Source organism: Shewanella kaireitica (assembly GCF_023284045.1).
GTDB classification, from domain to species: Bacteria; Pseudomonadota; Gammaproteobacteria; order Enterobacterales; family Shewanellaceae; genus Shewanella; species Shewanella kaireitica.
The window spans coordinates 20,093-42,806 of the sequence record NZ_JAKIKQ010000003.1 but is presented as its reverse complement, the minus strand read 5'-3'; the positions used below and the strand labels follow the sequence as shown (position 1 = coordinate 42,806).

The 22,714-nt window shown below is 44.1% G+C and carries 18 protein-coding genes; 3 read left to right on the top strand and 15 right to left on the bottom strand.

Going from position 1 to position 22,714, the window contains the following annotated elements:
* Nucleotides 1–357: 357 nt before the first annotated feature.
* The 14 genes from L2730_RS05230 to L2730_RS05165 form a co-directional block, all read right to left on the bottom strand.
* On the bottom strand, nt 358–570 hold the full coding sequence (locus L2730_RS05230) for a YgaP family membrane protein (RefSeq protein WP_248973632.1): 213 nt from the start codon (nt 568–570) through the stop codon (nt 358–360).
* Between the two features lie 75 nt (nt 571–645).
* A complete protein-coding gene (locus L2730_RS05225) occupies nt 646–3,855 on the bottom strand; it encodes an efflux RND transporter permease subunit (protein WP_248973631.1) in 3,210 nt (1,069 codons plus the stop codon).
* Between the two features lie 12 nt (nt 3,856–3,867).
* Nucleotides 3,868–4,926 (bottom strand): efflux RND transporter periplasmic adaptor subunit, encoded by a 1,059-nt coding sequence (locus tag L2730_RS05220; protein ID WP_248973630.1) that lies wholly within the window; start codon nt 4,924–4,926, stop codon nt 3,868–3,870.
* Nucleotides 4,927–5,085: 159 nt separating this feature from the next.
* Nucleotides 5,086–5,802, bottom strand: coding sequence for an SIMPL domain-containing protein (locus tag L2730_RS05215; protein ID WP_248973629.1), 717 nt, complete (start codon nt 5,800–5,802; stop codon nt 5,086–5,088).
* A 170-nt stretch (nt 5,803–5,972) separates the two neighbouring features.
* A complete protein-coding gene (locus L2730_RS05210) occupies nt 5,973–7,283 on the bottom strand; it encodes an OmpP1/FadL family transporter (RefSeq protein WP_248973628.1) in 1,311 nt (436 codons plus the stop codon).
* A gap of 352 nt (nt 7,284–7,635) precedes the next feature.
* Nucleotides 7,636–9,087 carry a sodium/proline symporter PutP gene (putP, locus tag L2730_RS05205; RefSeq protein ID WP_248973627.1) on the bottom strand — a complete coding sequence of 484 codons (1,452 nt, stop codon included), beginning with the start codon at nt 9,085–9,087 and terminating at the stop codon, nt 7,636–7,638.
* Nucleotides 9,088–9,222: 135 nt separating this feature from the next.
* Nucleotides 9,223–9,927, bottom strand: a complete 705-nt coding sequence (locus tag L2730_RS05200; protein ID WP_248973626.1) for a DUF3379 domain-containing protein — start codon at nt 9,925–9,927, stop codon at nt 9,223–9,225.
* Complete coding sequence (locus L2730_RS05195; RefSeq protein ID WP_248973625.1) at nt 9,920–10,483, bottom strand: sigma-70 family RNA polymerase sigma factor; 564 nt, start codon at nt 10,481–10,483, stop codon at nt 9,920–9,922. The genes L2730_RS05200 and L2730_RS05195 overlap by 8 nt, the downstream gene beginning before the upstream one ends.
* A gap of 168 nt (nt 10,484–10,651) precedes the next feature.
* Complete coding sequence (locus L2730_RS05190; protein WP_248973624.1) at nt 10,652–12,283, bottom strand: BatD family protein; 1,632 nt, start codon at nt 12,281–12,283, stop codon at nt 10,652–10,654.
* A complete protein-coding gene (locus L2730_RS05185) occupies nt 12,277–14,211 on the bottom strand; it encodes a VWA domain-containing protein (RefSeq protein ID WP_248973623.1) in 1,935 nt (644 codons plus the stop codon). Before L2730_RS05185 ends, L2730_RS05190 begins: the two co-directional genes overlap by 7 nt.
* Nucleotides 14,212–14,213: 2 nt before the next feature.
* Nucleotides 14,214–15,218: a vWA domain-containing protein gene (locus tag L2730_RS05180; protein WP_248973622.1), complete on the bottom strand. Its 1,005-nt coding sequence runs from the start codon at nt 15,216–15,218 to the stop codon at nt 14,214–14,216.
* A complete protein-coding gene (locus L2730_RS05175) occupies nt 15,218–15,739 on the bottom strand; it encodes a DUF4381 domain-containing protein (protein ID WP_248973621.1) in 522 nt (173 codons plus the stop codon). The genes L2730_RS05180 and L2730_RS05175 overlap by 1 nt, the downstream gene beginning before the upstream one ends.
* Nucleotides 15,740–16,669: a DUF58 domain-containing protein gene (locus tag L2730_RS05170; RefSeq protein ID WP_248973620.1), complete on the bottom strand. Its 930-nt coding sequence runs from the start codon at nt 16,667–16,669 to the stop codon at nt 15,740–15,742.
* On the bottom strand, nt 16,669–17,625 hold the full coding sequence (locus tag L2730_RS05165; protein ID WP_220737608.1) for an AAA family ATPase: 957 nt from the start codon (nt 17,623–17,625) through the stop codon (nt 16,669–16,671). The genes L2730_RS05170 and L2730_RS05165 overlap by 1 nt, the downstream gene beginning before the upstream one ends.
* A 236-nt stretch (nt 17,626–17,861) precedes the next feature.
* Between L2730_RS05165 and fadI the strand changes: the two genes are divergently transcribed.
* From fadI to L2730_RS05150, 3 genes are all read left to right on the top strand, one after another.
* Entirely contained in the window at nt 17,862–19,172 is a 1,311-nt protein-coding gene (fadI, locus tag L2730_RS05160; protein WP_248973619.1) for an acetyl-CoA C-acyltransferase FadI, read from the top strand.
* 5 nt (nt 19,173–19,177) lie between these two features.
* Nucleotides 19,178–21,298 (top strand): fatty acid oxidation complex subunit alpha FadJ, encoded by a 2,121-nt coding sequence (gene fadJ / locus L2730_RS05155; RefSeq protein WP_248973618.1) that lies wholly within the window; start codon nt 19,178–19,180, stop codon nt 21,296–21,298.
* 185 nt (nt 21,299–21,483) lie between these two features.
* Nucleotides 21,484–21,684: a hypothetical protein gene (locus L2730_RS05150; protein ID WP_248973617.1), complete on the top strand. Its 201-nt coding sequence runs from the start codon at nt 21,484–21,486 to the stop codon at nt 21,682–21,684.
* Nucleotides 21,685–21,896: 212 nt separating this feature from the next.
* On the opposite strand, the gene L2730_RS05145 is transcribed toward L2730_RS05150, so the two are convergent.
* Entirely contained in the window at nt 21,897–22,652 is a 756-nt protein-coding gene (locus L2730_RS05145) for a hypothetical protein (RefSeq protein WP_248973616.1), read from the bottom strand.
* Nucleotides 22,653–22,714 lie beyond the last annotated feature (62 nt).

Below are 22,714 nucleotides of genomic sequence, written 5' to 3'. Positions count from 1 at the left end.
AACTGGTTGATAGAGTGTTATACCAATCAGTATAAGAAGTTTATCTACTCAGAGTGCTTTTTGCGAGCTAATTCAAGGCAGGCTAATCCAAAGTGCATAATGACATAATGGTTGCTCCCTTTTGCGTTTATCTAACGCGGAAGTCGGTAGTTAAAAACACACCTAACAGGTGAGTTTTAGCGATTATGATTCTGCGTTAATGAGCTTGAATTTAGTTTCACTATGCCCTTCACTTATCTCAAAACCGCTAAACTCTGGCTGAGCGATCAAATCTTTATATTGATTGGTATTATATCGATAACGGACTAACAGCTCTTGCTTTTTAAATATTAATCAATGTTAAAGCATTTATCTCCACTAACCTTCCGTTGCTAATTGAGCCTCAGTTTTAAAGCCGAGCTTCTTCAACACCATTGCAGCGGGACAAAATCCAGTATAGGCACTTTGAGTTAAGTTTGCCCCGACAAATACAGTTAACCAGACAAAGTTGTGATTAACCCATAATGTTAAGGCTAGTGAAAGCAAGATCATCATTCCGGCAAAAGCCATAATGGCGCGTTCTAAAGACATAGTGTTACCTCTCACAGTGTTAATGAAGTTTTCGTTAAAGACATGCCGACATCAGGCATGCTATTTAGTTATCGGTTATTGATAGCGTTTTTTCATCACCGCATAGTAAAGCACAGGGATAACAACTAACGTCAGTAGCGTTGATACCAATATGCCGAAAATAAGGCTGATCGCTAAGCCGTTAAAAATCGGATCGTCCAGAATGAAAAGGGCACCGATCATAGCAGCCATTCCTGTTAACATAATGGGCTTTGCCCGAACGGCGCCAGAGTGAATCACGGCTTGTTCAAATGGCAGGCCTGCGGCCGTTTCTTGATGGATAAAATCAACTAATAAAATGGAATTTCGAACGATAATTCCGGCAAGTGCAATCATGCCGATCATCGATGTTGCAGTGAACTGTGCACCAAGTAAAGCATGACCTGGCATAACGCCAATTACCGTCAGTGGGATCGGTGCCATGATAATAAGTGGCACGGTATATGATTTGAACTGTGCGACGACCAACAAGTATATTGCAATCATACCGACAGCGTACGCGATCCCCATATCTCTGAATGTTTCATAGGTGATTTTCCATTCGCCATCCCAAAGCACCGCGACACTATCGAGCCCTGTGGGTTGATTAATATAGTGTTGCTCAAATAGAAGACCATCAGAGGCATTTATTTTACCGACCATATCAAACATACCGTATAGCGGACTATCGAGCGGACCCGCCATGTCGGCGACCACCATGATCATCGGGATCATGTTCTTGTGGATTATTGGCGCATCAATTGTACCTTGTTGAATATGCAGGAGCTCTGACATTGCAATAGCTTGACCTTCACTGTTTTTAATCGTCAGATTCATCACTTGCTCTAAGTTGAACTTGTCAGACTCTTTGAGCTGAATACGAATTGGCACAGGGTATTTTTGCTTGGGCATATGCATGAAGCTAATATCTTTACCGCCTATGCTGGTGGCCACGAGATCGACCACTTGACTGTATTCAACGCCAAGCAAGCTCGCTTTGCTCCTATCTATATTAACTTGCCATTTAGCTTGTTCGGCAGGTAGATAGATATCGATATCCACAACATCGGTTGTTTGATGAAATAAATCTTGTAATTGATTGGCGGCTTTCTCTCTAATCGCTTCACTGGGACCATAAACTTCAGCAAGGATAGGTGACCAAACAGGTGGCCCTGGTGGAACTTCGACCACTTTGACATTGGCATTATATTGCTTGGCTATCTCCTGCAGTGGCCCTCTGACAGCTAGAGCAATGCTGTGGCTGTCTCTGTCTCTGTGTTGTTTATCAACAAGGTTCACTTGAATATCACCAAGCTCCTGTGTTTGACGCAAAAAGTAGTGACGCACTAAGCCATTAAAATTCATTGGTGCGCTGGTACCAGCATAGAGTTGATAGTTATCAACCTCCTCAACAGTGTTTAGGTGCTGTGCTAGTGCTTTTAGTGTTCTTTGGGTTTGCTCTACAGGTGTACCTTCTGGCAGATCGACCATGACCTGAAATTCTGATTTGTTGTCAAAAGGCAGCATTTTCAGTACCACTAACTTACCAATAGGCAATGCAACGGCAATAGCGATAAGAACAAAGATCCCAGCGGCTAAACCAAAGCGCGCCTTTCTAGCACTCCTGCCCGTGACGAACGGCCCAATGAGTCGATTAAAAGTGCGTACCATCAAGCCGTCGTGATCCGTTCCTTGGTTCGTCGTCTTATTGTCAGCCTGATTTCCATCGTGCTTTAACAGTTTACGACTGAGCCAAGGGGTGACCATAAAGGCGACCGCTAGAGAGATGAGCATGCCCATGCTGGCGTTTATAGGGATAGGGCTCATGTATGGCCCCATAAGCCCTGAAACAAATGCCATTGGTAGCAATGCTGCAATCACAGTGAAGGTCGCTAGAATGGTTGGTCCACCGACTTCGTCCACTGCAATGGGGATTAGCTCGCTAAAGCTTCTTTTGCCCATTGCCATATGGCGGTGAATGTTCTCAACTACCACAATGGCATCATCCACCAAAATACCTATCGAGAAGATAAGCGCGAATAGTGAGATCCGGTTTAAAGTGAATCCCCAAGCCCAAGAGGCAAATAGCGTCAATGCTAGTGTAATGACAATGGCGATACCAACCACTAATGCTTCTCTAAAGCCCATAGTGAGTAGCACCAACACCACAACTGCAGAGGTTGCAAAAATCAGCTTTAAAATAAGGGTATTAGCTTTATTGCCAGCGGTTTCGCCATAGTTGCGAGATACAGATATATTGACGGCGTCAGGCAGCAAGATATTATCGACTTTATCGACGCGCTTAAGAATAGCATCGGCGATATCAACGGCGTTAACGCCTGGTTGCTTTCCAATGGCAATGGTGACGGCAGGGTAGATATTGGTTTTATCGCCATGCCAAGCAGTTTGGCTGGGAATATCTGCTTTTAAAGTGATGTCAGCTATGTCAGCGAGAAATATCGGGGCTGCTTGACTATCACTGTCTTTTCGAACTGCAATGACTAGCTGTTTTACATCATCAATACTGTTGATGAATTGGCCTGTTTGCACTTTAATCTGTTGATTTTGTTGTACCAGAGAAGCTGGCATAGACACATGGTTATTACTGCTTAATCGAGTATTGATTTCATCATATGACACGCCGTAGTAGTTCATTTTAATTGGGTCAATACGGACATTGACGGTTAGCTGCTGCGAGCCGACAGAGTTTATCTCGCGCGTTCCGGGGATCCTTTTAAGCTCGGTTTCTAAACCGTTGGCTACATGAGTCAGCTGCTCAGCTGATATCGCCGTATCTTTTGACCATAAGGTTAAGCTGACAATGGGGACATCATCAATGCCGCGAGGTTTTATCAACGGCTCACCAACGCCTGCATCTAAAGGCAATTTGTCCAAGTTGGCGTAAATCTGATTGTAAAGTTTAACGATAGCGTCGTTTCTGGCAACGCCCACTTCAAAAATGACGATAAACATTGCGCCATCTGGCTGCGAGAATGAATATAAGGTATCAATGCCTTTGAGCTCGGAAATTATTTGCTCAGTAGGCAAGGTGACTAAACTTTCAACTTCGGCAGGTGTTGCGCCAGCAAACGGAATATAAACATCAGCAAAAGTGACATCAATTTGTGGTTCTTCCTCTTTAGGCGTGACGAGTACGGCAAAGAGGCCTAGCAGTAAACCCAGTAAAGCCAGTAGTGGAGTAATGGCACTAAGCTGAAAAGCTGCTGCAACTCTGCCTGAGATCCCTAAATTATTTTTGTCTGTCATCTTCTTAGCTCCCTATGGCTTAGACTGCTTTTGTAAGCGCAATAAGGTTTGATAAGCATCTCTTGCAATAACATCACCATTGGATAGGCCTGCTAAGACTTCAAAGTTATCACTATCTTGTTGACCCAATCTGACTTGATTGAGTACCCATTTGTTATTTTGCTGCAAATAGACGCCAGTCAGATCGTTGATAGTGATCAGCGCAGACTCTGGGATAAACATAGTTTGGCGTTGACCACTCACAAATTGTGCTTTTATCAAGCTACCAGGAATAAGACCATCGATGTTACTCGGTAGCTCAATACGCACCTTGTAGCTATGACTGACTGGGTCTACAAAGCTAAACAGATTAAGTTTGTCACTTATCAACTCTGTACCATCCGCCAAGATGAGCTTGAATTGAGGATGTGATTTCAGAGCGCTGATATAGCGTTGGGGTACTTGAGTGACAGCGCGCATCTGTTTTAAAGAGTAACCTGAATAGAGCGCTTGCCCAGGACTGACCGTTTCACCTTGCTCGACATGTCTTTTGGTAACGACACCAGCAAAAGGGGCACTGACTGCTGTGTACTTTAAAGACTCGGTTGCTTGAATTATCCCAGCTTTGGCGGCGCTGACAGCTTGCTGTGTTGACTTGGCATTAGCCTCAGCTTCATCCATTGAACCTTCAGATATCGCACCTTGAGGAAAGAGTGTTTTATAACGCTTCAATTGTGCTTGAGCTTCTATATTTTGAGCATTAGCTTTGGCGTACTCTGCTTCAGCACTGGCCAACTGAGCACCTTGCTCTTTACTGGTTATCTCTAACAGAGCTGCATTTTCAGCGACGATATCATTGACATCGTAATTGAGTTTTAAGATCCGTCCAGATGTTTGCGCAGAGACTGTAGCCGCTTTTGTCGGCTCTATAACGGCATCTAATGTAACCCAATTAGGGTAGGGCTGATAGCTAACGCTAACTGCTGATTTTTTGCTTAGCGCAGGCGCTTCAGCCGCCAAAGCTGAAAATGCCAGACTCGGTAGCAATGATAAAAGCAATAACGCGAGTGAAGGAGAAAAGTAAGCTGCCATAATTCAATAAACCGTAAAAACATCCATGAGATTATTCTAATGGATGGTGGTGCATGGTGCAATAACTATTCATTAGTAAAATACGATGAATTGGCAATGGTTACAAAAAAACACAATCGAAGATTGTGCTTTTTTGTCGTTTATCTGTGCCGTGGAGGGTTAATCATTAAGGTAGTAGGTCAAGGTCGACACGATACGTACCTTCTTTATGTAGGGGGTGTTGCTATCACGGTCGTTGATACTAAATTGCCCTTGGGCTGCTCTTTTGATCTTGCCTAATTTTGAGTCTGAATCTTTAGCGAACTTCTCTGCTACTTGACGCGCATTCTGTGTAGCAGATTGGATCATCTCAGGTTTAACATCATTAAGCTTGGTAAACAGGAACTGCGCTTTACTGTTGTAATCTTGATCAGAGATGGCAATACCTTCTTTAGCAAGCGACAGCATTTTAGTGCGAGCAGAAAGCAAAAGATCAATTTTATCGGTATAGAGAGATAGCGAGACTCGAGCGGAATAACGATACTTCACATTTGGATCTGAGTAACCTTGGGCTAATCGATCATCAATAGCAGGCAGTGAGATAGTGATCTCTGACTCATCAAAACCTTGCTGTTTTAAAAATGCGGCGACTTTATCAGTCTTAGTTTGTACGTTTACGTAGAGGCTATCGAGATCGTTATCGACTTCGGTAAACCTGATTGGCCAGATGGCAATATTGGCACGCACCTCTTTTTCAGCTAAGCCTTTAACGGTAACTGTACGCTCCATTGATTTCATTTTAATTAGCTTGTCGCCAATGGTATTGCCAAGTAACACCATGCCTAAGCAGAGTAAGCCACCAAGAATAAAGGCTGAAACAGCGTTGTTTTTAGTCATAACAGATAGTTCCATCTATATAAATATACCCATGCTGCGAATTTTGGCGAGATGAGTATGAAGAAGCTTAACGTTAGCAAGGATTATAGAATTGGTAAAATTAAAAGCAGTTTATGGAGGCAATAAAAAAGCCGCATACAATGCGGCTTTCGGCTTATACAATGATCAACTTAGAATCTGTAGTTGTACTGCATTGAGTAGTATGTTGCATTCGAAAGCGTAGTGGCATGAACTGTACCTAGGTCGTTGCCTAATGTTGGCATTTGTTGGCCAACAAGGTCAAGAACAGAGCTGTGTTCAGTTAACTGAGTTTCTTCGCCTCTAATAAAGGCGATACCGAAATCTAGGCTGGTGTGCTTAGATAGGTTGTAAGTAGCACCCATCGTGTACCACTGACGGTCTGAATCAGGGATAGAGATAGAGCTCACTTCACCGACTACGCCTTGGTCAAACATGTAACCTGCACGCAGTGTCCAGCTATCATTAAGAGTGTAAGTTCCACCAACACTGAATAACCAAGAATCATCCCATGCGTATTTCTTTAGTTGCGCTTCACCTGGATCGTTGACTGTGATCTCATGGAAATCCCCCCAAGTAGTCATTTGCGCAGTGTAGTGCAGGGCAAACTTCTCTGTTAGCTGGTGGAAACCAGCAACCTGGAAGATGTCAGGGATAGGGATATTAATCTCTTGAAAATCCACACCACCAAATTTAACATCGCCTTCAGCGGTAAACTCTGGGCTGAAACGGTAACTTACGCCAAGTCGGTGATTGGCATTGATTTCATAAACAGCGCCTACAATCCCACCGAAAGCGACGCCATCAGCGTCAACATCGACCAAATCGACTGGCACATAAGCACCATCAGGGCCTAATGGAAGCTCACCCGAACGAGTCAGTGTTCCTTGTCCATAAATAACGTCTAAACCAGCACCAACACTAAAGTGGTCATTAATGCGGTAAGAGGCACTTAGGTTAAAGTTAATGGTAGTCACTTCAGTTTTACCTAGAAGGTCTACAGGTGCAGGAATTTGCGCTGCACCGCCTAGTATTGATTTAGGCTTTGATAAGTCGCCAGTATCAGTGCCTGTACCAAAGTTGCTGAACATAGCAACGCCATAGGCGAACTTGTCATTGACCGGGCTTACATAGTAAAAATTAGGGATAATTTTCGCTTCGGCTGCATCAGGCACGCTACCGTAGTGGATCTCACCTATGTTCGAATTGATATATACGTCTTTAACTTCTACTTCTACGTCAGCATAAGTTAAACCCATTGATAATTGCTTTTCATCAAACAACGCCATAGCAGCAGGGTTACGTGATAGCACAGATGCGTTATCAGCGATGACAGCATCACCGGCAAAAGCACGGCCGATACCTGTTGCTGATTGGCTGTTAAGTTGGAAACCAGCAGCCATTGATTGTGTGCTTACTAAAGCAACTGATACAGCGATAAGAGTCTTGTTGAAATACTTCATTATTATCATCTCTATTATTGTTGGTCTTGCTTATATAGGTGTTAATTTGAAATTAACTGCAAGATCCACTTGTTAGACCAGTGCATCTTAGGTAGGTAAAGGCAAGCTAACAACTCCGACCAGAGATAAAAAATTGTTAATTATTAGTTAATTGGGGCGATTAAATGTTTAGAAAATCATTCTTTCGATTGAATATGGATAAAGAAGCTATATAGCATAACGGCTTGGGAGATAATTAAGATTTAACTTATGGTTAAGAGTATGTAACGCAGGCTTTTTTTTCGATGTGAATTGAGGGATAAAAAAAAGCGTACAGATGTACGCTTTTTTGTAGAAATGCTAATTTGCTCGATTACAGCTTAGCTTCGAACTCGCTAAATTGTGCTCTCACTTTATCAGATGGTGCCTGTATTTTACTGATAAGGACACCTGCGATGGTAGCAAATAGGAAGCCAGGGAGAATTTCATAGAGGTCAAAAATTCCGCCGCTAAGTTGTTTCCAAACGACCACTGTTACAGCACCGACAACAATCGTCGCTACTGCACCATTGCGACTGTAATCACGCCAGAAAAGCGACATCAATACTACAGGGCCAAATGCGGCGCCAAAACCAGCCCATGCATAACTGACTAGACCAAGCACGCTGCTTTCAGGGTTAAGTGCTACAACACCCGCGATGACGGCAATGGCGAGTACACCGATACGACCCACGAGCATAAGCTCTTTACTTTCAGCCTGAGGACGCAACCATTTTTTGTAAAAGTCTTCTGTAATCACGCTTGAACACACTAACAACTGTGAATCAATGGTGCTCATAATCGCTGACAGAATTGCAGCTATCAGTAATCCGCCAATCCAAGGGTTAAAAGCGGCATGAGCTAAGTGAATAAATACTGTTTCTGGGTTTTCTAATGGTTCTGCTGCGAAATAGAGTGTACCAGCAAGTCCGGTTGCTAAAGCGCCAAATAGTGCGACGATCATCCAACTCATTGCAATACGGCGTGACACGGTAATATCGTTGGCAGAGCCAATGGCCATGAAGCGCGATAAAATATGGGGTTGACCGAAATAACCTAACCCCCAAGCTAGCAGAGATATTAAGCCTATAAAGGTAGTGTTTTCGCTAAACAGTGACAACATTGCAGGGTCTAAAGTTTCAAAACCTTGCTGGGTTTCTGGTTGGCTGAAGATAGCAACCGGTACGATTAATAAGGCTACTAACATCAAGCAACCTTGGAAAAAGTCAGTCCAACTGACAGCAAAGAAACCACCAACGAAGGTGTAAGCGACAATAATAGTAGAGCCAATGATCAGTGCTAGGGTGTAATCAAGGCCGAAAACCTTTTCAAATAATATAGCACCACCGACCATTCCAGACGATGCATAAAAAGTGAAAAAGACTAAAATAGTGACTGCTGAAACTAATTTGAGTATGCCTTTGCTGTCTTCAAATCGTTTTTCAAAGAAATCGGGTAAGGTAAGGGCATTATCGGTAAACTCAGTATAAATGCGTAATCTTTTTGCGACAAAGAGCCAGTTAAGCCAAGCACCAAAAACCAGCCCAAACCCGATCCAAGCTTCACCCAAACCGCCTAAGTAGACAGCGCCAGGTAATCCGAGAAGTAGCCAGCCGGACATATCTGAAGCACCGACACTTAACGCTGTTACGCCAGGTCCCATGCCACGGCCACCCAAAATATAATCGTCTACTGAATCTGTTGCTTTGTAAGCCCAAAGGCCAATCCCCATCATTAAAGCTAGATAGCCAATGAAGGTAATTAAAATGGGTAATTCTATGGTCATGAGATATTTACGCTTTTATCATTTTTAGTTGTGGCGCTATGCTAGCAGATATTTGAGCTGTAGCTCAATAATTGATGGGAGTGTGATTGAGATCTAACCAGTAGCGCAAAGATAGCGCTACTGGTTGTGAACGCTTTAGATGAATGTTTGCTTAATCTCGTTTTTTACGTAATTAAGATCTTCAGCTCCTTCACCAACAAGCAACATGTAGGCGTTGTCTGTTTCAAAGCCCATTCCTTTATACTTATTATCAGCAAAAGCTTCGTCAAGCACCATTCTATCTTCTAGAGGCACGATAAACAGTGTGACTTTGCCTGATTCACCCTGCATGACTAAATGCAGACTCTGCACACCCTGAAAATCACAGTAAGTGCTATAAAACACTTTACCTGGTTGCTGGGTGAACTTCATGTTACTGCTGCTATTTAAAGAGGCCAGCTGAAAGTTAACATCTTGATATTGAACATTTTGGTCAACATGTAATGCTTTATCTTCATGATAAACATGAGCTAATGCATGCTGCCCTAAATCGACAGGTCCCATTCTTAATAGGGTAAAAGTAATACCAGCTAAAAATGCTACCGAGGCGACCATTGCAAATGCAAAGCCCGTTCTACGGCGCTGTGAATGATGATGCTGCAACTGCTGGCGCAGCAGTAGTTTTGCTGCGAGATCGTCTGGCACATCAATCTTAAGCGCATTTTCGATTTTGTTATCTAAGCCTTTTAAGTCATTTAAAAAAGCTTCTCTTTCAGCCGATTCCATTGCAGCTTGAAGGAACTCGGGATCTTGGTTATTTGGCTCACCATAAGCTTGGCGGCGAAATTTAAGTTCATCCATTGGATTGACCTCTGATAGTCGGTTGTTCGAGTACATCTTTAAGCTGGTTTCTAGCTCTAAATAAACGTGTCATTACGGTGTTTCTATTGAGATCTAATATTTTAGCTATCTCTTCACCACTGAAACCGCCTATCACTTGTAGTAATAGTGGTTCACGATATTCAAGCTCCAACTTTGAAATCTGTCTCTGCAATAAGTGTTGTTCTGCATGGTCTTCAGTGCTTCCGGAGAACGTATCTTCGATAAATTCTTGTTCAACATCTGAATAATTAAATTGCTTACGTTCAAAACGGCGAGCATTCTCACGACGAAGAATAGTGATCAGCCATGCTTTTGCAGCTTTTTCATCTTTCAATGAATCAAGCGAGCGCCAAGCGCGTAGAAAGGTTTCTTGAGTGATATCTTCAGCGACATGTTTATCGCCGCATAGCCAATAGGCATAACGGTATATATCGGTATGAAGTGCCCTGACAAGGCTATCGTATCGTCTTTGTTTGCTAACCATGTCTGAAGAGACCGTGGAGCTAGACTTTTTATTTCGCCAACTATCAAACATTTTTACTTTTTTCTAACTGGATCAATATTTCACAGCTTAACCTTGTTCAACTTCGAATACCAATTGCAGGTAAATAAAGTCTAAATTAGTTGATAAAGAAGCCATTTATATAAAAAACGCTCCCAAAAGAGCGTCTTGTTATGATTTGCAGTAGATAATTCCGAACCGTTAGGATTTTGGGTTTAAAGGGCTAAGAGCAGAAGTGCCTTGCTGCTTATTGGCTGCTTTTGTTGATAACGCCAGTTTTAACAGTCGCTGATAATCGATGTTAGTGCTCTGCTTGCTGTAGGCCGATTGTTGTAAAGCGATAACCATGCTTGATAGCTCAGTTGATTGCTTGCCAATATCTTGTAGATTCATTGGTTTTGCATATATGTCAGTAAAGTAAGCGCTTAATGCGTTAATAACCGCGGTAGGGTCTTTTGCTGCACAGCTGCTCTCAAGTATCTTACGGCTATTTACAGGCAGTGTGACGTCATCATTTTCTAATGGTTGTGAGTTTTGCGGCTGCTGCTTTCTAGCATTTAACCAAAGAACTAATGTCACTAACCATAAGAAGGCGAAAATGGCGCTTACCCAAGGCCAGTAGCCTGCGTCTGTATTGGTTGCAGTATTGGTGGCAGCAGGGGCGATAGCGATTTCTGTAGCGCCACCTGTTACCACTATTGTGCGCGCTGGCAAAGTCGCATATTGCTGTTGCTTTAGGTGCGGATTCCACCATGGGACTTTAATTTCGGGTAACGTATAAGTTCCTGCCTTTGTGGCGACTATTGCGGTTGTTTGCGTCAGTTGTGAAACCATCTGCTTATCTCGAACAAATGACTTTCTCTGTGGCTTTTCAGGGTATGATTTAAGCGCCGAAGGCATCGAAAGCTGCAATTCTGGCAAGCTGGTCTCATCAGCATTGGAAGCCAGCAAGGTTAAGGTTCGAGTTATCGGATCACCAACTTTATATTCGACAGGTGATTCTGGCCAGTCCTCTTTTAGTACCACTAGATCTGACACTAACCATTGGCCTTGATATTCTACAGGCTCAGGATTGATAAGTACCACTGATTTCGGTGCTTGTGTTTGTGTAGGTCTACTTTCATTGAAGGAAAACATGCCACCATTTCGCTTGGCTTGCACCAATACGTCGCCGGAAAAGCTAGCACCGTTGATAGTGAGCTCACCAGGTTGGTCGGCGACAATGGCATAGGCTCGCTCAATAACTCGATAGCGTTTACCATTGATTATCTCGTTACTGTCTTTATCTTCACCAAGTTGCTTTATTTGGGCGCCTTGTAGTACAGGGGCACTCAGGACACCGCGTTGCAGCTCAAGAGCAAGAAAAAGCTTAACTCTATAGGTCAGCATTTGTCCGACATAAGCCTCTTCAGACGATAAGCTCGCACGCATAAAAATATCTTGTTTTTGCTGCGGTTGGCTGCTTCTATCCACCACTGAAAGCGTAATTGGGTCTGAGCTGACTCCTTTTATCTGAAAGGCTGGAATTGTTACATTGCCACGAGATTTAGGCGATAGCAGCACTTGCCAGCGAGTTTCGTTTCGAGCATCAAAATTCATTATCTGTTTGCTGCGGCTGATACTTGTTCGGCCAACAATGAAATCTTTAAGCAGTGCAGAGGTGTTGAGCTCGCCACTATTTAAATCGTCATCTGCAACCACAGTTAGTACGAGGGACTCACCTTCGATGACCGGATTTCGGTCAACAGATGCTTGTAAGCTCGTAATTGCATAGGCGGGGGCTGTAGCCGTAATTACGAGAATAAAGAGTACCAGTATATGTCGAATTACCACTGTTGGTTTTCCTTGGTGTTAATGCCTTGGCGGCGTCGTTTTTGATATTCAAGCTGCATCTTATTACGCAGTAATACTTGTGGGTCGTCAGCAATTGCTCTTAAAGCTCTTTCCATTTCTGGTGGCAATGGCTCGTCAGAGGGAGTAGCGGGTACCATAGAGGCTGCTTCATCTCCCTGTTGTGAGTCTTCATTGTCGCTAGCTTGTTTGGCATTTGCTTGTTGTGCATTTTCCTGCAGCTTGTCTTCTGGCTTTTGAGTATCAGACGCTTTAGCATCCATGGGCGCATCGTTGCTGTTGGGCTCATCTTGCGCCGCATCATTGGCTCCACTTTGCTGCGATTCATCAGCACTATCGTTAGCATCATCGCCGGAGTTGGTATCATCTGACGGCTGTTGCTTTTGCTCTCCCTGACCACTGTCAGAGTCTGAACTACTGTCATTGGATTCTTTATCACTTTGCTGACCATCATCAGATTGTTGCTCATCACTCTTTTGTTGATCCTCTGAGTTTTGTTTTTCATCTGAATTTTTCTGGCTGTCACCGTCGCCTTTAGAATCTTGCTGCTGTTGCTGCTGTTGCTGCTGTTGCTGCTGTAATTGCTTAGCCAATGCAAGATTTTGCTTTGCGCTATCCATATCGGGTGCTAACTCAAGTGCCTCTTGATAGCGTTGTTCAGCTTTATCATATTGACCCAGCTGCATCAGTGCATTGCCTTGGTTATAGAGACCATTGGCAGAGTTGTCCTGCTCAAACCCTTTTAGTGCCTGATCATATTGCCCTGCTTTATAATGAGAACTTGCCTGCCATTGAGCTTGCTCGAACTTTTGGGCTGCAGCTTCATACTGCTCGGCTTGGTAGTCTTTAGCCGCTTGTTGATCTTGAGTCTGCCACAAATCATCCCAGCTGTTAGCGTAAACGGGTTGTGTTGGCTGTAAAACGACGACCAAAGCGATTGCACCAAGCAATCCATGCCTGAAACTGAGAAGAGCAGGCAGCAGCAGTAACAGTGCGATATAACCGCCAAGATCTTGCCAAACTTCACCTTGCCTATCACTCTCTTTTGTATCTTTAGTGGTGGCAAGCCAATCGACAAGTTGAGCAATATCTTTACCGTCTGCACGTGTTGAGATGACGGTACCATGACTCGAAGAAGCTAATGAGTTTAGCAACCCCAAATCAGTCTTTGCAACAACCACTTGGTTGGCATTATCACGTAGCAGTTGGCCGTCAGGTAGTTTAATTGGCGCACCTTGTTCACTACCAAATGCTAGTACTCCCAACCGATAGGCACTGCCTTTTAACACTGATTGAGCAGCGCTAAGCTGGGATGGGGAAATCCCATCGGTAAATAAAATCACATCACCACTTATATGTCCGCTTTGACTTAGCAGAGATTTAGCATGTTCTAGTGCGGCTTCTATATTGGAGCCTTTTATTGGCATGATGCTTGGCGTTAATGTCGGTAGTAGGTTTAATAGCGTGGCATTATCTCGAGTTAACGGGCTAATAGTAAATGCATCTCCAGCGTATGCGACAAGTCCTGTTTCACCTTCAGCAATCGCTCCAAGCAGATCTGTTGCTCGGTATTTTGATTGGGTCAAGCGGTTGGGTGAAAGGTCATTGGCATACATCGACAGGGACATATCCATCACAATGACTCGACCTTGTGCTGACTCGTAGACTGGCAGTGCCGTTTTTTCAATCGCGGGACCAGAAAGAGCAACGACGGCGATACACCATGCCATTGCAAGGTATGCAATAGAATGGCTACGTTTTTTATCTGTGCGACTAAGCAATACACTTGCTAGGTGAGGGGCAATGTATTGATCCCAGCTGGAACTGGCACCGTGATTCTTTTTAATAAAAATTAACAATATAGCCAGCGGGATAAGCGTTAATAGCCACTCAGGACGTATAAAATGCATGCTTAACGACCTCTCGATGGCTGTTTGGGTTTATTGCTGAATACAGATAGCTGCCCAAGGCTTTTTAATATGGTGAGCAATAACGCTAAGCCTAGCGGCCAATAAAACAGTTCAGATTGTGGTCGGTAACTGAGTTGCTCTCGACTGATTGGTTCTAGTTTGTCGATCTCTTGATAGATGCGCTCGAGCTCTTCAGTATTGCGGGCACGGAAATAGCTACCACCAGTTTTCTCCGCTATCTGTTTGAGCTGGGTTTCATCTAAATCCATTGATGGATTTACCCGCTCTTTGCCAAAAAGGGTTCGTCGCTCCATGACTTCGGCGCCAACACCGACGGTGTATATGGTGATCCCTCTTTTGGCTGCGATGTCGGTCGCTTGCTCTGGAGATATGGAGCCTGCGTTGTTAGAACCATCGGTAAGTAAAATAAGCACTCTATTACTGTTTTCTACTTGGTCAAAGCGCTTAACACCCAGCGCAATAGCTTCACCTATTGCAGTTTGTCTGCCTACCAAACCTATCTCGGCCTCGTTTAAGTACTGAGCAACTGTACGTCGGTCTTGGGTGAGGGGGGACTGTAAATAAGCATGATCAGCAAACAAGATAAGGCCAATGCGATCGCCTTTTCGGCGCTCGATAAATTGGCTTATCACATGTTGTATAAGGGTAAATCTGTCGGTGACTTTGCCGTCAATGACCATATCTTCAATCTGCATGCTGCCAGATAAGTCTACTGATAACATTAGATCTCGCCCCTTGCTAGGCAATTCTATCGGCTCTCCCATCCATAATGGTCTTGCCACGGCTAAGACTAATAGAGCCCACACTAGCCAATAGCCCTTAGTTGAAGATGTCTCTACTTTATTCGATATGCTTTGTGCTTCAACATCGCTACCTGGAAGATAAAGGTGTCCACCAAGTTTAGCTTGCTGTTGCTGCTGTTTTTTCCTCAATAATAGTGGCAGGGGTAGCAGCAGCAGTAGCCAAGGGAGTGCTAAGGTCAACATTATTTAGCCTCCATTTGAGACAGTCTAATAGAAGTTGCTTTAGTGGTTGAGAGAGGTAATGCATTTTTCAACCACTGCTCGGCACACTGCTTCAAAGCGATAGCTTGTGACTCAGTTAATGGTTGTTGCTGGTAACTAAGACTGAGTAATTGACATAACTCAGTCGGCGGCTGTTTAACTTGTTGGCTGAGCCACTTATGCCACGCGCTGCCAGATAAACTCGCAACCAAATCGCGATCGCAATAGCTCATTGCCGCGCGCTTTAACACTGCGCTGACGTTAGCAATATAATGGGTGGCTTTAAGGTCGAGTTCAGCGAGCTCTGATAACGCAGCTCGTTTGGCTGCGTTGTGTTTTCGGCGCTTACTCAGATAGACAAATATCGCTATGGATGACATAAGAGCGATGATTATGAGAATCCAATAGCCATAGGCAATTGGCCATAAACCAATTTCAACCGGAGTTTGGATATCCTGCAGTGATGCTAACGCAGGATTTTCTGCTGGTGTTTGTAGCGCCATCTATCTTAATGCTCCGAGCTGCTGGTTGAGGCGTTTACCTGCATCAATAAAGCGAGTTTCAACATTTATTTTTTGCATCATATTGGTGAATTCCGCTTTGATCTTATGTTGGCTTTGTAACCAATGCTCATAACTGTGCCTGTCGATAATGCGCTCTTTCCCGCCGTCTTTTACTGGAAGTTTAAAGTGTTTTGGCAACGCAAGATTCCCCTCCCGTAAAGGGTCGGTAATCAAAAAAGCGCCCATATCACAGTGGCGTTTTAGATCTGATAACATGGCTAAACACGCAGGACTAAAGTGACAACCGTCGGAGACTATCCAAATTAATGATCCTGGCTTAGCTATACGCCTTAATCGCTTACAGGCATTTAGCATGTGCTCGGGGTCTGCCTCTTGCTCTGAGATAGCCTTAAGTTGACGTTGATGTAACTGCTTAATCGCTGAAACTAATTGCAATATACCCTGCTGACGACTGCGAGGTTTTAGCTCAATATGTTCCTGCTCGGTGGCAATGATAGCGCCGAGCCTATCGCCATGTAATATAGCGTTCCACCCCAGCGTGGTAGCAACATGAGCAGCTTGCACCGCTTGCAGTAATAAGCTCGAGCCGAAGTACAAGCTATGGCTTAGATCCAGCAAGATAATGATTGGCCGTTCACGCTCTTCGACAAACAGCTTGGTGTGGGCTTTACCTGTTCTAGCCGTTACGCGCCAATCTATCGTGCGTACGTCATCACCACTTTGGTAATGCCGAACCTCGGCGAACTCCATCCCGCGGCCTTTAATTGCACTAGAGCGGTGTCCGGCCAAATTAGCTTTAGCCTTAGCCCTTTTCTCAGGTAAGGCTCGTGCTATGTTTTGGCAAGCAAGTAGCTCTTTTTCAGTGATGTTGATGCCATCAGCAAAAAGAGGCAGATCTGATTTGAGCATTAAGGTACCGCAACTTGAGAAAGAATATGGTTGATCACATCATCTGCTGATACACCGTCCGCTTGTGCTTGGTAGCTGAGCAGCAGTCTATGACGTAATACATTAGGTGCAACTGCCTGAATATCCTCTGGTGATACGAAATCGCGCTCATATAGATAAGCGCGTGCTCTGGCACAACGCTCAAGCGAAATGGTTGCACGTGGGCTGACACCATATTCAAGCCAACTTGCAAGTTCGGTGCTATAGGCAGCGGGCTGACGAGTTGCCATTACAATGTCGACGATATATTTTTCAAGTGGCTCTGCGAGGTAGATCTGTAATGCTTGCTCTCTCGCGGCGAAAATATCACCTTGAATAATCGGCGTCATGGTAGGGATTTCTTGCTTTAATGCTTCGTTACGCGACAAACGCAAAATTTCAAATTCAGTTTCTGCACTCGGGTAGTCAAGATTAAGATGCATCAAAAAGCGGTCTAACTGCGCTTCTGGAAGCGGGTAAGTCCCTTCATTCTCTAGTGGATTTTGCGTAGCCATGACTAAGAATAACTCAGGCAGTGGGTAGCTATTCTTACCGACAGTCACTTGGTTTTCTGCCATTGCTTCAAGTAACGCTGACTGAACTTTTGCTGGGGCTCGATTTATTTCGTCAGCCAATATTAGGTTATGAAATATTGGACCTGCTTCAAATTCGAATGTAGCAGTTTGAGCACGATAAATATCTGTGCCTGTTAAATCCGCAGGCAATAAGTCAGGGGTAAACTGAATACGGTGAAAATCACCTTCAACACCATCACACAGTGCTTTGACTGCGCGAGTTTTAGCAAGGCCTGGAGGCCCCTCTACCAGTAAGTGTCCATCGGCGATGAGCGCTATCAGTAAATTCTCAGTTAATGTCGGTTGTCCGAGAATAACGGTATTTAAGTATTCGCGTAGTGCATGAAATCGACTCAAAGGCATGATGGTACTCAATTTATTATGTATAGAGACTATGGACAACCTCTATGGTAAATAATTCAATTGGGTTTTGGCTAGTGTTAAAAAACAAACAAGTGTTTAAAATTTTTCATTTAAAAGTTAGAATCAGATCACACTTTAATGGTCAGACCTGTTTGTTGGTTATTTTGCAGGTTTCTCAGGGATATAAAAAAGCGAGCAACTTCAAGGGTTAGCGACGCAGAACAAGAGGGCGAAAAATGAGTGAAAGACAGCAATTAACTAACGCTAGAGGCGAACGAATCGCGATTGTATCGGGATTAAGAACGCCATTTGCTAAACAAGCGACCGCATTTCATGGCGTATCTGCGTTAGATATGGGAAAAATGGTCGTTAATGAACTAATTTCACGTTCAGAACTAGATCCTAAGCTGATTGAACAGCTTGTATATGGTCAAGTTGTGCAAATGCCTGCGGCGCCAAATATAGCGCGTGAGATTGTTTTGGGTACTGGCATGGATATCAGCACTGATGCCTATAGTGTCACTCGCGCCTGTGCAACCAGCTTCCAATCAACGGTGAACGTTGCAGAGTCAATCTTGACCGGCAATATGGAAATAGGTATTGCTGGTGGCTCAGATTCATCTTCAGTATTACCAATTGGTGTATCTAAAAAGCTCGCACATGCGCTTGTCGATCTCAATAAAGCACGTAGCTTTGGCCAGAAGTTATCAATTTTTCGCCGTTTAGGTTTAAAAGATCTATTGCCTGTGCCGCCCGCTGTTGCTGAGTATTCAACCGGTTTGTCCATGGGGCAAACTGCCGAGCAGATGGCAAAAACTTACAACATTAGCCGTGCTGATCAAGATGCATTGGCACATCGCTCTCATACGCTAGCGACTGAAACATGGAACGCAGGTAAGTTAGCCGAAGAGGTGATGGCCGCTCATGTACCGCCTTATAAAGCATTTATCGATCGTGATAACAATATCCGTGAGAACTCTAAGCTTGAATCTTATGCAAAACTGCGACCAGCGTTTGACCGTAAACATGGCTCGGTTACAGCGGCAAACAGCACTCCATTAACCGATGGCGCATCTGCGGTATTGCTAATGAGTGAAGGCAGAGCTAAAGCGTTAGGTTATACCCCAATTGGCTATATTAAGAGTTATGCATTTACTGCCATAGATGTGTGGGAAGATATGTTAATGGGGCCATCTTATGCCACGCCAATGGCACTTAAGCGCGCAGGTATGGAGTTAGAAGATTTGACGCTTATTGAGATGCATGAAGCGTTTGCAGCACAAACTTTAGCAAATATGCAGATGTTTGGTTCAAAGAAATTTGCTGAAGAGAAGCTGGGGCGCAATCGTGCGATTGGTGAGATTGATATGAGCAAATTCAATGTATTGGGCGGTTCACTTGCTTATGGGCATCCTTTTGCTGCAACGGGTACACGACTGATCACTCAAGTTTGTAATGAGCTTAAACGTCGTGGTGGCGGAACGGGTCTGGCGACTGCATGTGCGGCTGGCGGTTTAGGCGCAGCAATGATAGTTGAAGTGGAGTAATCGAAATGGAAAAGACATTTAATTTAGCTCGTCGAGAAGATGGTATTGCCATATTAACCATGGACGTACCTGGTGAGACCATGAATACGCTGCGTACAGAATTTGGTCCCGAGATCAGTGAGATGCTTGCTGAAATAAAGCAAGACAGCAGCATAAAAGGTTTGGTGTTGGTTTCTGGCAAGAAGGATTCTTTTGTAGCAGGTGCTGACATATCAATGTTAGATGCATGCGAAACCGCAATGGATGCTAAGTTACTTTCTCAGCAAGGGCATGTGGTTTTTAATGAGTTAGAAAACTTATCTATCCCAGTCGTTGCAGCGATTAATGGTGCGTGTTTAGGCGGTGGTTTAGAGTTGGCATTAGCATGTCATCAGCGAGTTTGTAGCTTAAATAGCAAAACAATGATGGGCGTACCGGAAGTGCAACTGGGTTTACTACCTGGCGGTGGTGGTACGCAGCGTTTACCGCGCTTGGTCGGCATTACAACGGCATTAGATATGATGCTAACGGGTAAGCAGATTAGACCCAAGCAAGCGATAAAAATGGGCTTAGTCGATGATGCGGTTCCTGAGTCGATATTAATGCGCACTGCGATTGAGATGGCGCTGGCGGGTAAACGCACAGCTAAAAAGAAAAAGCAGTCACTTATCAACAAAATGCTTGAAGGCACCAGTGCGGGCCGAAATATTATTTTTGACCAAGCTGGCAAACAAGTCGCTAAGAAAACTCAGGGAAATTATCCTGCTCCAGCCAAGATCATCGATTGTGTACGCCAGGGCATGACTAAGGGGTTGATCAAAGGGCTAGAAGTGGAAGCAAGTCACTTCTCTGACCTCGTGATGTCGAAAGAGTCAGAAGCATTAAGAAGTATCTTCTTTGCTACGACTGAAATGAAAAAAGAGACTGGCGCTGGTGATGTTGAGCCTCGTAAAGTCAAAAAAGCGATGATCTTGGGTGGCGGCTTGATGGGCGGCGGAATTGCTTCTGTTACGACCACGAAAGCAAAAATTCCGGCTCGGGTGAAAGACATTAGTGAGACGGGTTTAAGTAATGCGCTATCTTACGCATACAAGTTGCTCGATAAAGGCGTTAAGCGCCGCCATATGACGCCTGCTGTGCGTGACAACTTAATGGCGTTGATGACGACAACGACGGAATATAAAGGGATTAAAGATGCCGACATCGTCGTTGAGGCAGTCTTTGAAGATTTGTCGCTTAAACATCAAATGGTTAAAGATGTAGAACGAGAATGTGGTGAAAATACAATCTTCGCTTCAAATACCTCGTCGCTACCAATATCGCAAATTGCTGAGGCAGCAACTCGCCCAGAGAATGTCATTGGCTTGCACTATTTCTCACCGGTAGAAAAGATGCCTTTAGTCGAAGTCATTGCCCATGAAAAAACCTCTGCCGAAACGATTGCAACAACGGTTGCATTCGCACGCAAGCAAGGTAAAACGCCTATTGTGGTTCAAGACGGCGCAGGTTTCTACGTAAACCGCATTCTGGCTCTTTACATGAATGAAGCTGCACAGCTGTTGTTAGAGGGGCAGAGCGTTGAGCATTTAGATAAAGCTTTGGTTAAATTTGGCTTTCCAGTCGGACCAATGACACTGCTTGATGAAGTTGGTATTGATGTTGGTGCCAAAATTTCACCTATTTTAGAAGCTGAACTCGGAGAGCGGTTTAAGGCTCCATCGGCATTTGATAAGTTGTTAGCCGATGATCGCAAAGGGCGTAAAAACGGCAAGGGCTTTTATCAATATGGCAGTAAGAAGAAAGCAAAAGAGGTCGACAGTAGCGTATACACTGTACTTGGATTAACTCCTGGTCAAAATAGTGATGCGAGTGAGCTTGCTCAGCGCTGTGTAGTGCAAATGCTTAATGAAGCGGTGAGATGTTTGGAAGAGGGTATTATTGCCTCAGCTCGAGATGGAGATATTGGTGCAATATTCGGGATTGGCTTCCCACCTTTCTTAGGTGGTCCATTCCATTACATTGATACCCTCGGCCCTGCCAAGTTGGTGGAGATCTTAAGTGGATATCAATCTCAGTTTGGTGATCGCTTTGCGCCTGCAGAATTGCTAAAGCAGATGGCTAATGAGCAAAGCTACTTCTTCAAGTAATGCTTAAATAATGTCAAAAGCGTCAAAAAATTAACAATGCGGCTACATTTAGCCGCATTTTTTATGTTAAGTGGCAAAAAATTGACTAAAAAATACTCTCTTTTAGGTGTTGTAGAGGATATAATGCCCAGCTTGAATGACTTTAAGGTATGGACGCTGACTTATTTGATGTGAGGTGTAGGTAAGTGGTATTCCCAATTGTTTTATTTTTAGTTTTATCCAGCTTTTTACTTGGACAGGCAGCTTTTAACGCTGGCTTACCAGTAAAGCGCTGGGTTGTTGCGGGGGCATTCTTGGGGCCAGCAGCATATCCGTTGTTTAATTCCCATAAGCAACTGGCTTATCGTAAAGCGATGGGCAAGCAGGGTGCCTCGATAAAGATGTAAACTGCAGTAATGGATGCAAACAAAAAAAAGGAGCTAAGCTCCTTTTTTTGTTTGTATTTTCAGCTAAATACCTCTGCTGATACTTAGTTCCACCAACCTTTGGCCGGGATCACTTCTAGATGATTTAACCCTTCAGGTAGCTTAACTTTCTTACGAGCTGGTTTTGCGAGACCTAGAATTTGCATAATTGAATCAAACATAATTTATCTCCTCTATGCCGCAGCTTGGTTAAGAACTTTGATGTGTGGGATACCAGCTGTTTGCAGTGGTTTCACTTTGATGTGTGGGATACCAGCTGTTTGCAGTGGTTTCACTTTGATGTGTGGGATACCAGCTGTTTGCAGTGGTTTCACTTTGATGTGCGGGATCCCTGCAGTAAGCAATGGCTTCACTTTAATGTGTGGGATACCCGCAGTATGCATTGGCTTCACTTTGATGTGCGGGATACCCGCAGTAAGCAATGGCTTCACTTTGATGTGCGGGATACCCGCAGTAAGCAATGGCTTCACTTTGATGTGCGGGATACCCGCAGTAAGCAATGGCTTCACTTTAATGTGTGGGATCCCTGCTGTAAGTAATGGCTTCACTTTAATGTGTGGGATCCCTGCAGTAAGTATTGGCTTCACTTTGATGTGCGGGATCCCTGCAGTAAGCAGTGGCTTCACTTTGATGTGTGGGATACCCGCAGTAAGCAATGGTTTTACTTTAATATGTGGGATACCTGCGGTTTGCAATGGCTTCACTTTGATGTGCGGGATACCTGCAGTAAGTAGTGGCTTCACTTTGATGTGCGGGATACCTGCTGTTTGAACGGGCTTCACTTTAATGTGTGGAATACCCGCGGTTTGAAGTCCAAGTACCAGGTAACTGCTATCGAAGTTCTCTATTGATGTGTGGCTAGAAGCCATAACTGGGAGTGAACATGCAAATGCAACTGAAGCAACTAATCCATTAATTATCTTTTTCATCTTAACCTTCTCAAAGTATCATTTTTTTGACTATTGAGAAGGTTGTTGCAGATGTTGTGCCA

Bases quoted from the DNA above. Each gene is read 5' to 3' on its own strand.
- L2730_RS05230 (WP_248973632.1), bottom strand. From the start codon at position 570: ATGTCTTTAGAACGCGCCATTATGGCTTTTGCCGGAATGATGATCTTG.
- L2730_RS05225 (WP_248973631.1), bottom strand. From the start codon at position 3,855: ATGACAGACAAAAATAATTTAGGGATCTCAGGCAGAGTTGCAGCAGCT.
- L2730_RS05220 (WP_248973630.1), bottom strand. From the start codon at position 4,926: ATGGCAGCTTACTTTTCTCCTTCACTCGCGTTATTGCTTTTATCATTG.
- L2730_RS05215 (WP_248973629.1), bottom strand. From the start codon at position 5,802: ATGACTAAAAACAACGCTGTTTCAGCCTTTATTCTTGGTGGCTTACTC.
- L2730_RS05210 (WP_248973628.1), bottom strand. From the start codon at position 7,283: ATGAAGTATTTCAACAAGACTCTTATCGCTGTATCAGTTGCTTTAGTA.
- putP (WP_248973627.1), bottom strand. From the start codon at position 9,087: ATGACCATAGAATTACCCATTTTAATTACCTTCATTGGCTATCTAGCT.
- L2730_RS05200 (WP_248973626.1), bottom strand. From the start codon at position 9,927: ATGGATGAACTTAAATTTCGCCGCCAAGCTTATGGTGAGCCAAATAAC.
- L2730_RS05195 (WP_248973625.1), bottom strand. From the start codon at position 10,483: ATGTTTGATAGTTGGCGAAATAAAAAGTCTAGCTCCACGGTCTCTTCA.
- L2730_RS05185 (WP_248973623.1), bottom strand. From the start codon at position 14,211: ATGCATTTTATACGTCCTGAGTGGCTATTAACGCTTATCCCGCTGGCT.
- L2730_RS05180 (WP_248973622.1), bottom strand. From the start codon at position 15,218: ATGTTGACCTTAGCACTCCCTTGGCTACTGCTGCTGCTACCCCTGCCA.
- L2730_RS05175 (WP_248973621.1), bottom strand. From the start codon at position 15,739: ATGGCGCTACAAACACCAGCAGAAAATCCTGCGTTAGCATCACTGCAG.
- L2730_RS05170 (WP_248973620.1), bottom strand. From the start codon at position 16,669: ATGCTCAAATCAGATCTGCCTCTTTTTGCTGATGGCATCAACATCACT.
- L2730_RS05165 (WP_220737608.1), bottom strand. From the start codon at position 17,625: ATGCCTTTGAGTCGATTTCATGCACTACGCGAATACTTAAATACCGTT.
- fadI (WP_248973619.1), top strand. From the start codon at position 17,862: ATGAGTGAAAGACAGCAATTAACTAACGCTAGAGGCGAACGAATCGCG.
- fadJ (WP_248973618.1), top strand. From the start codon at position 19,178: ATGGAAAAGACATTTAATTTAGCTCGTCGAGAAGATGGTATTGCCATA.
- L2730_RS05145 (WP_248973616.1), bottom strand. From the start codon at position 22,652: ATGAAAAAGATAATTAATGGATTAGTTGCTTCAGTTGCATTTGCATGT.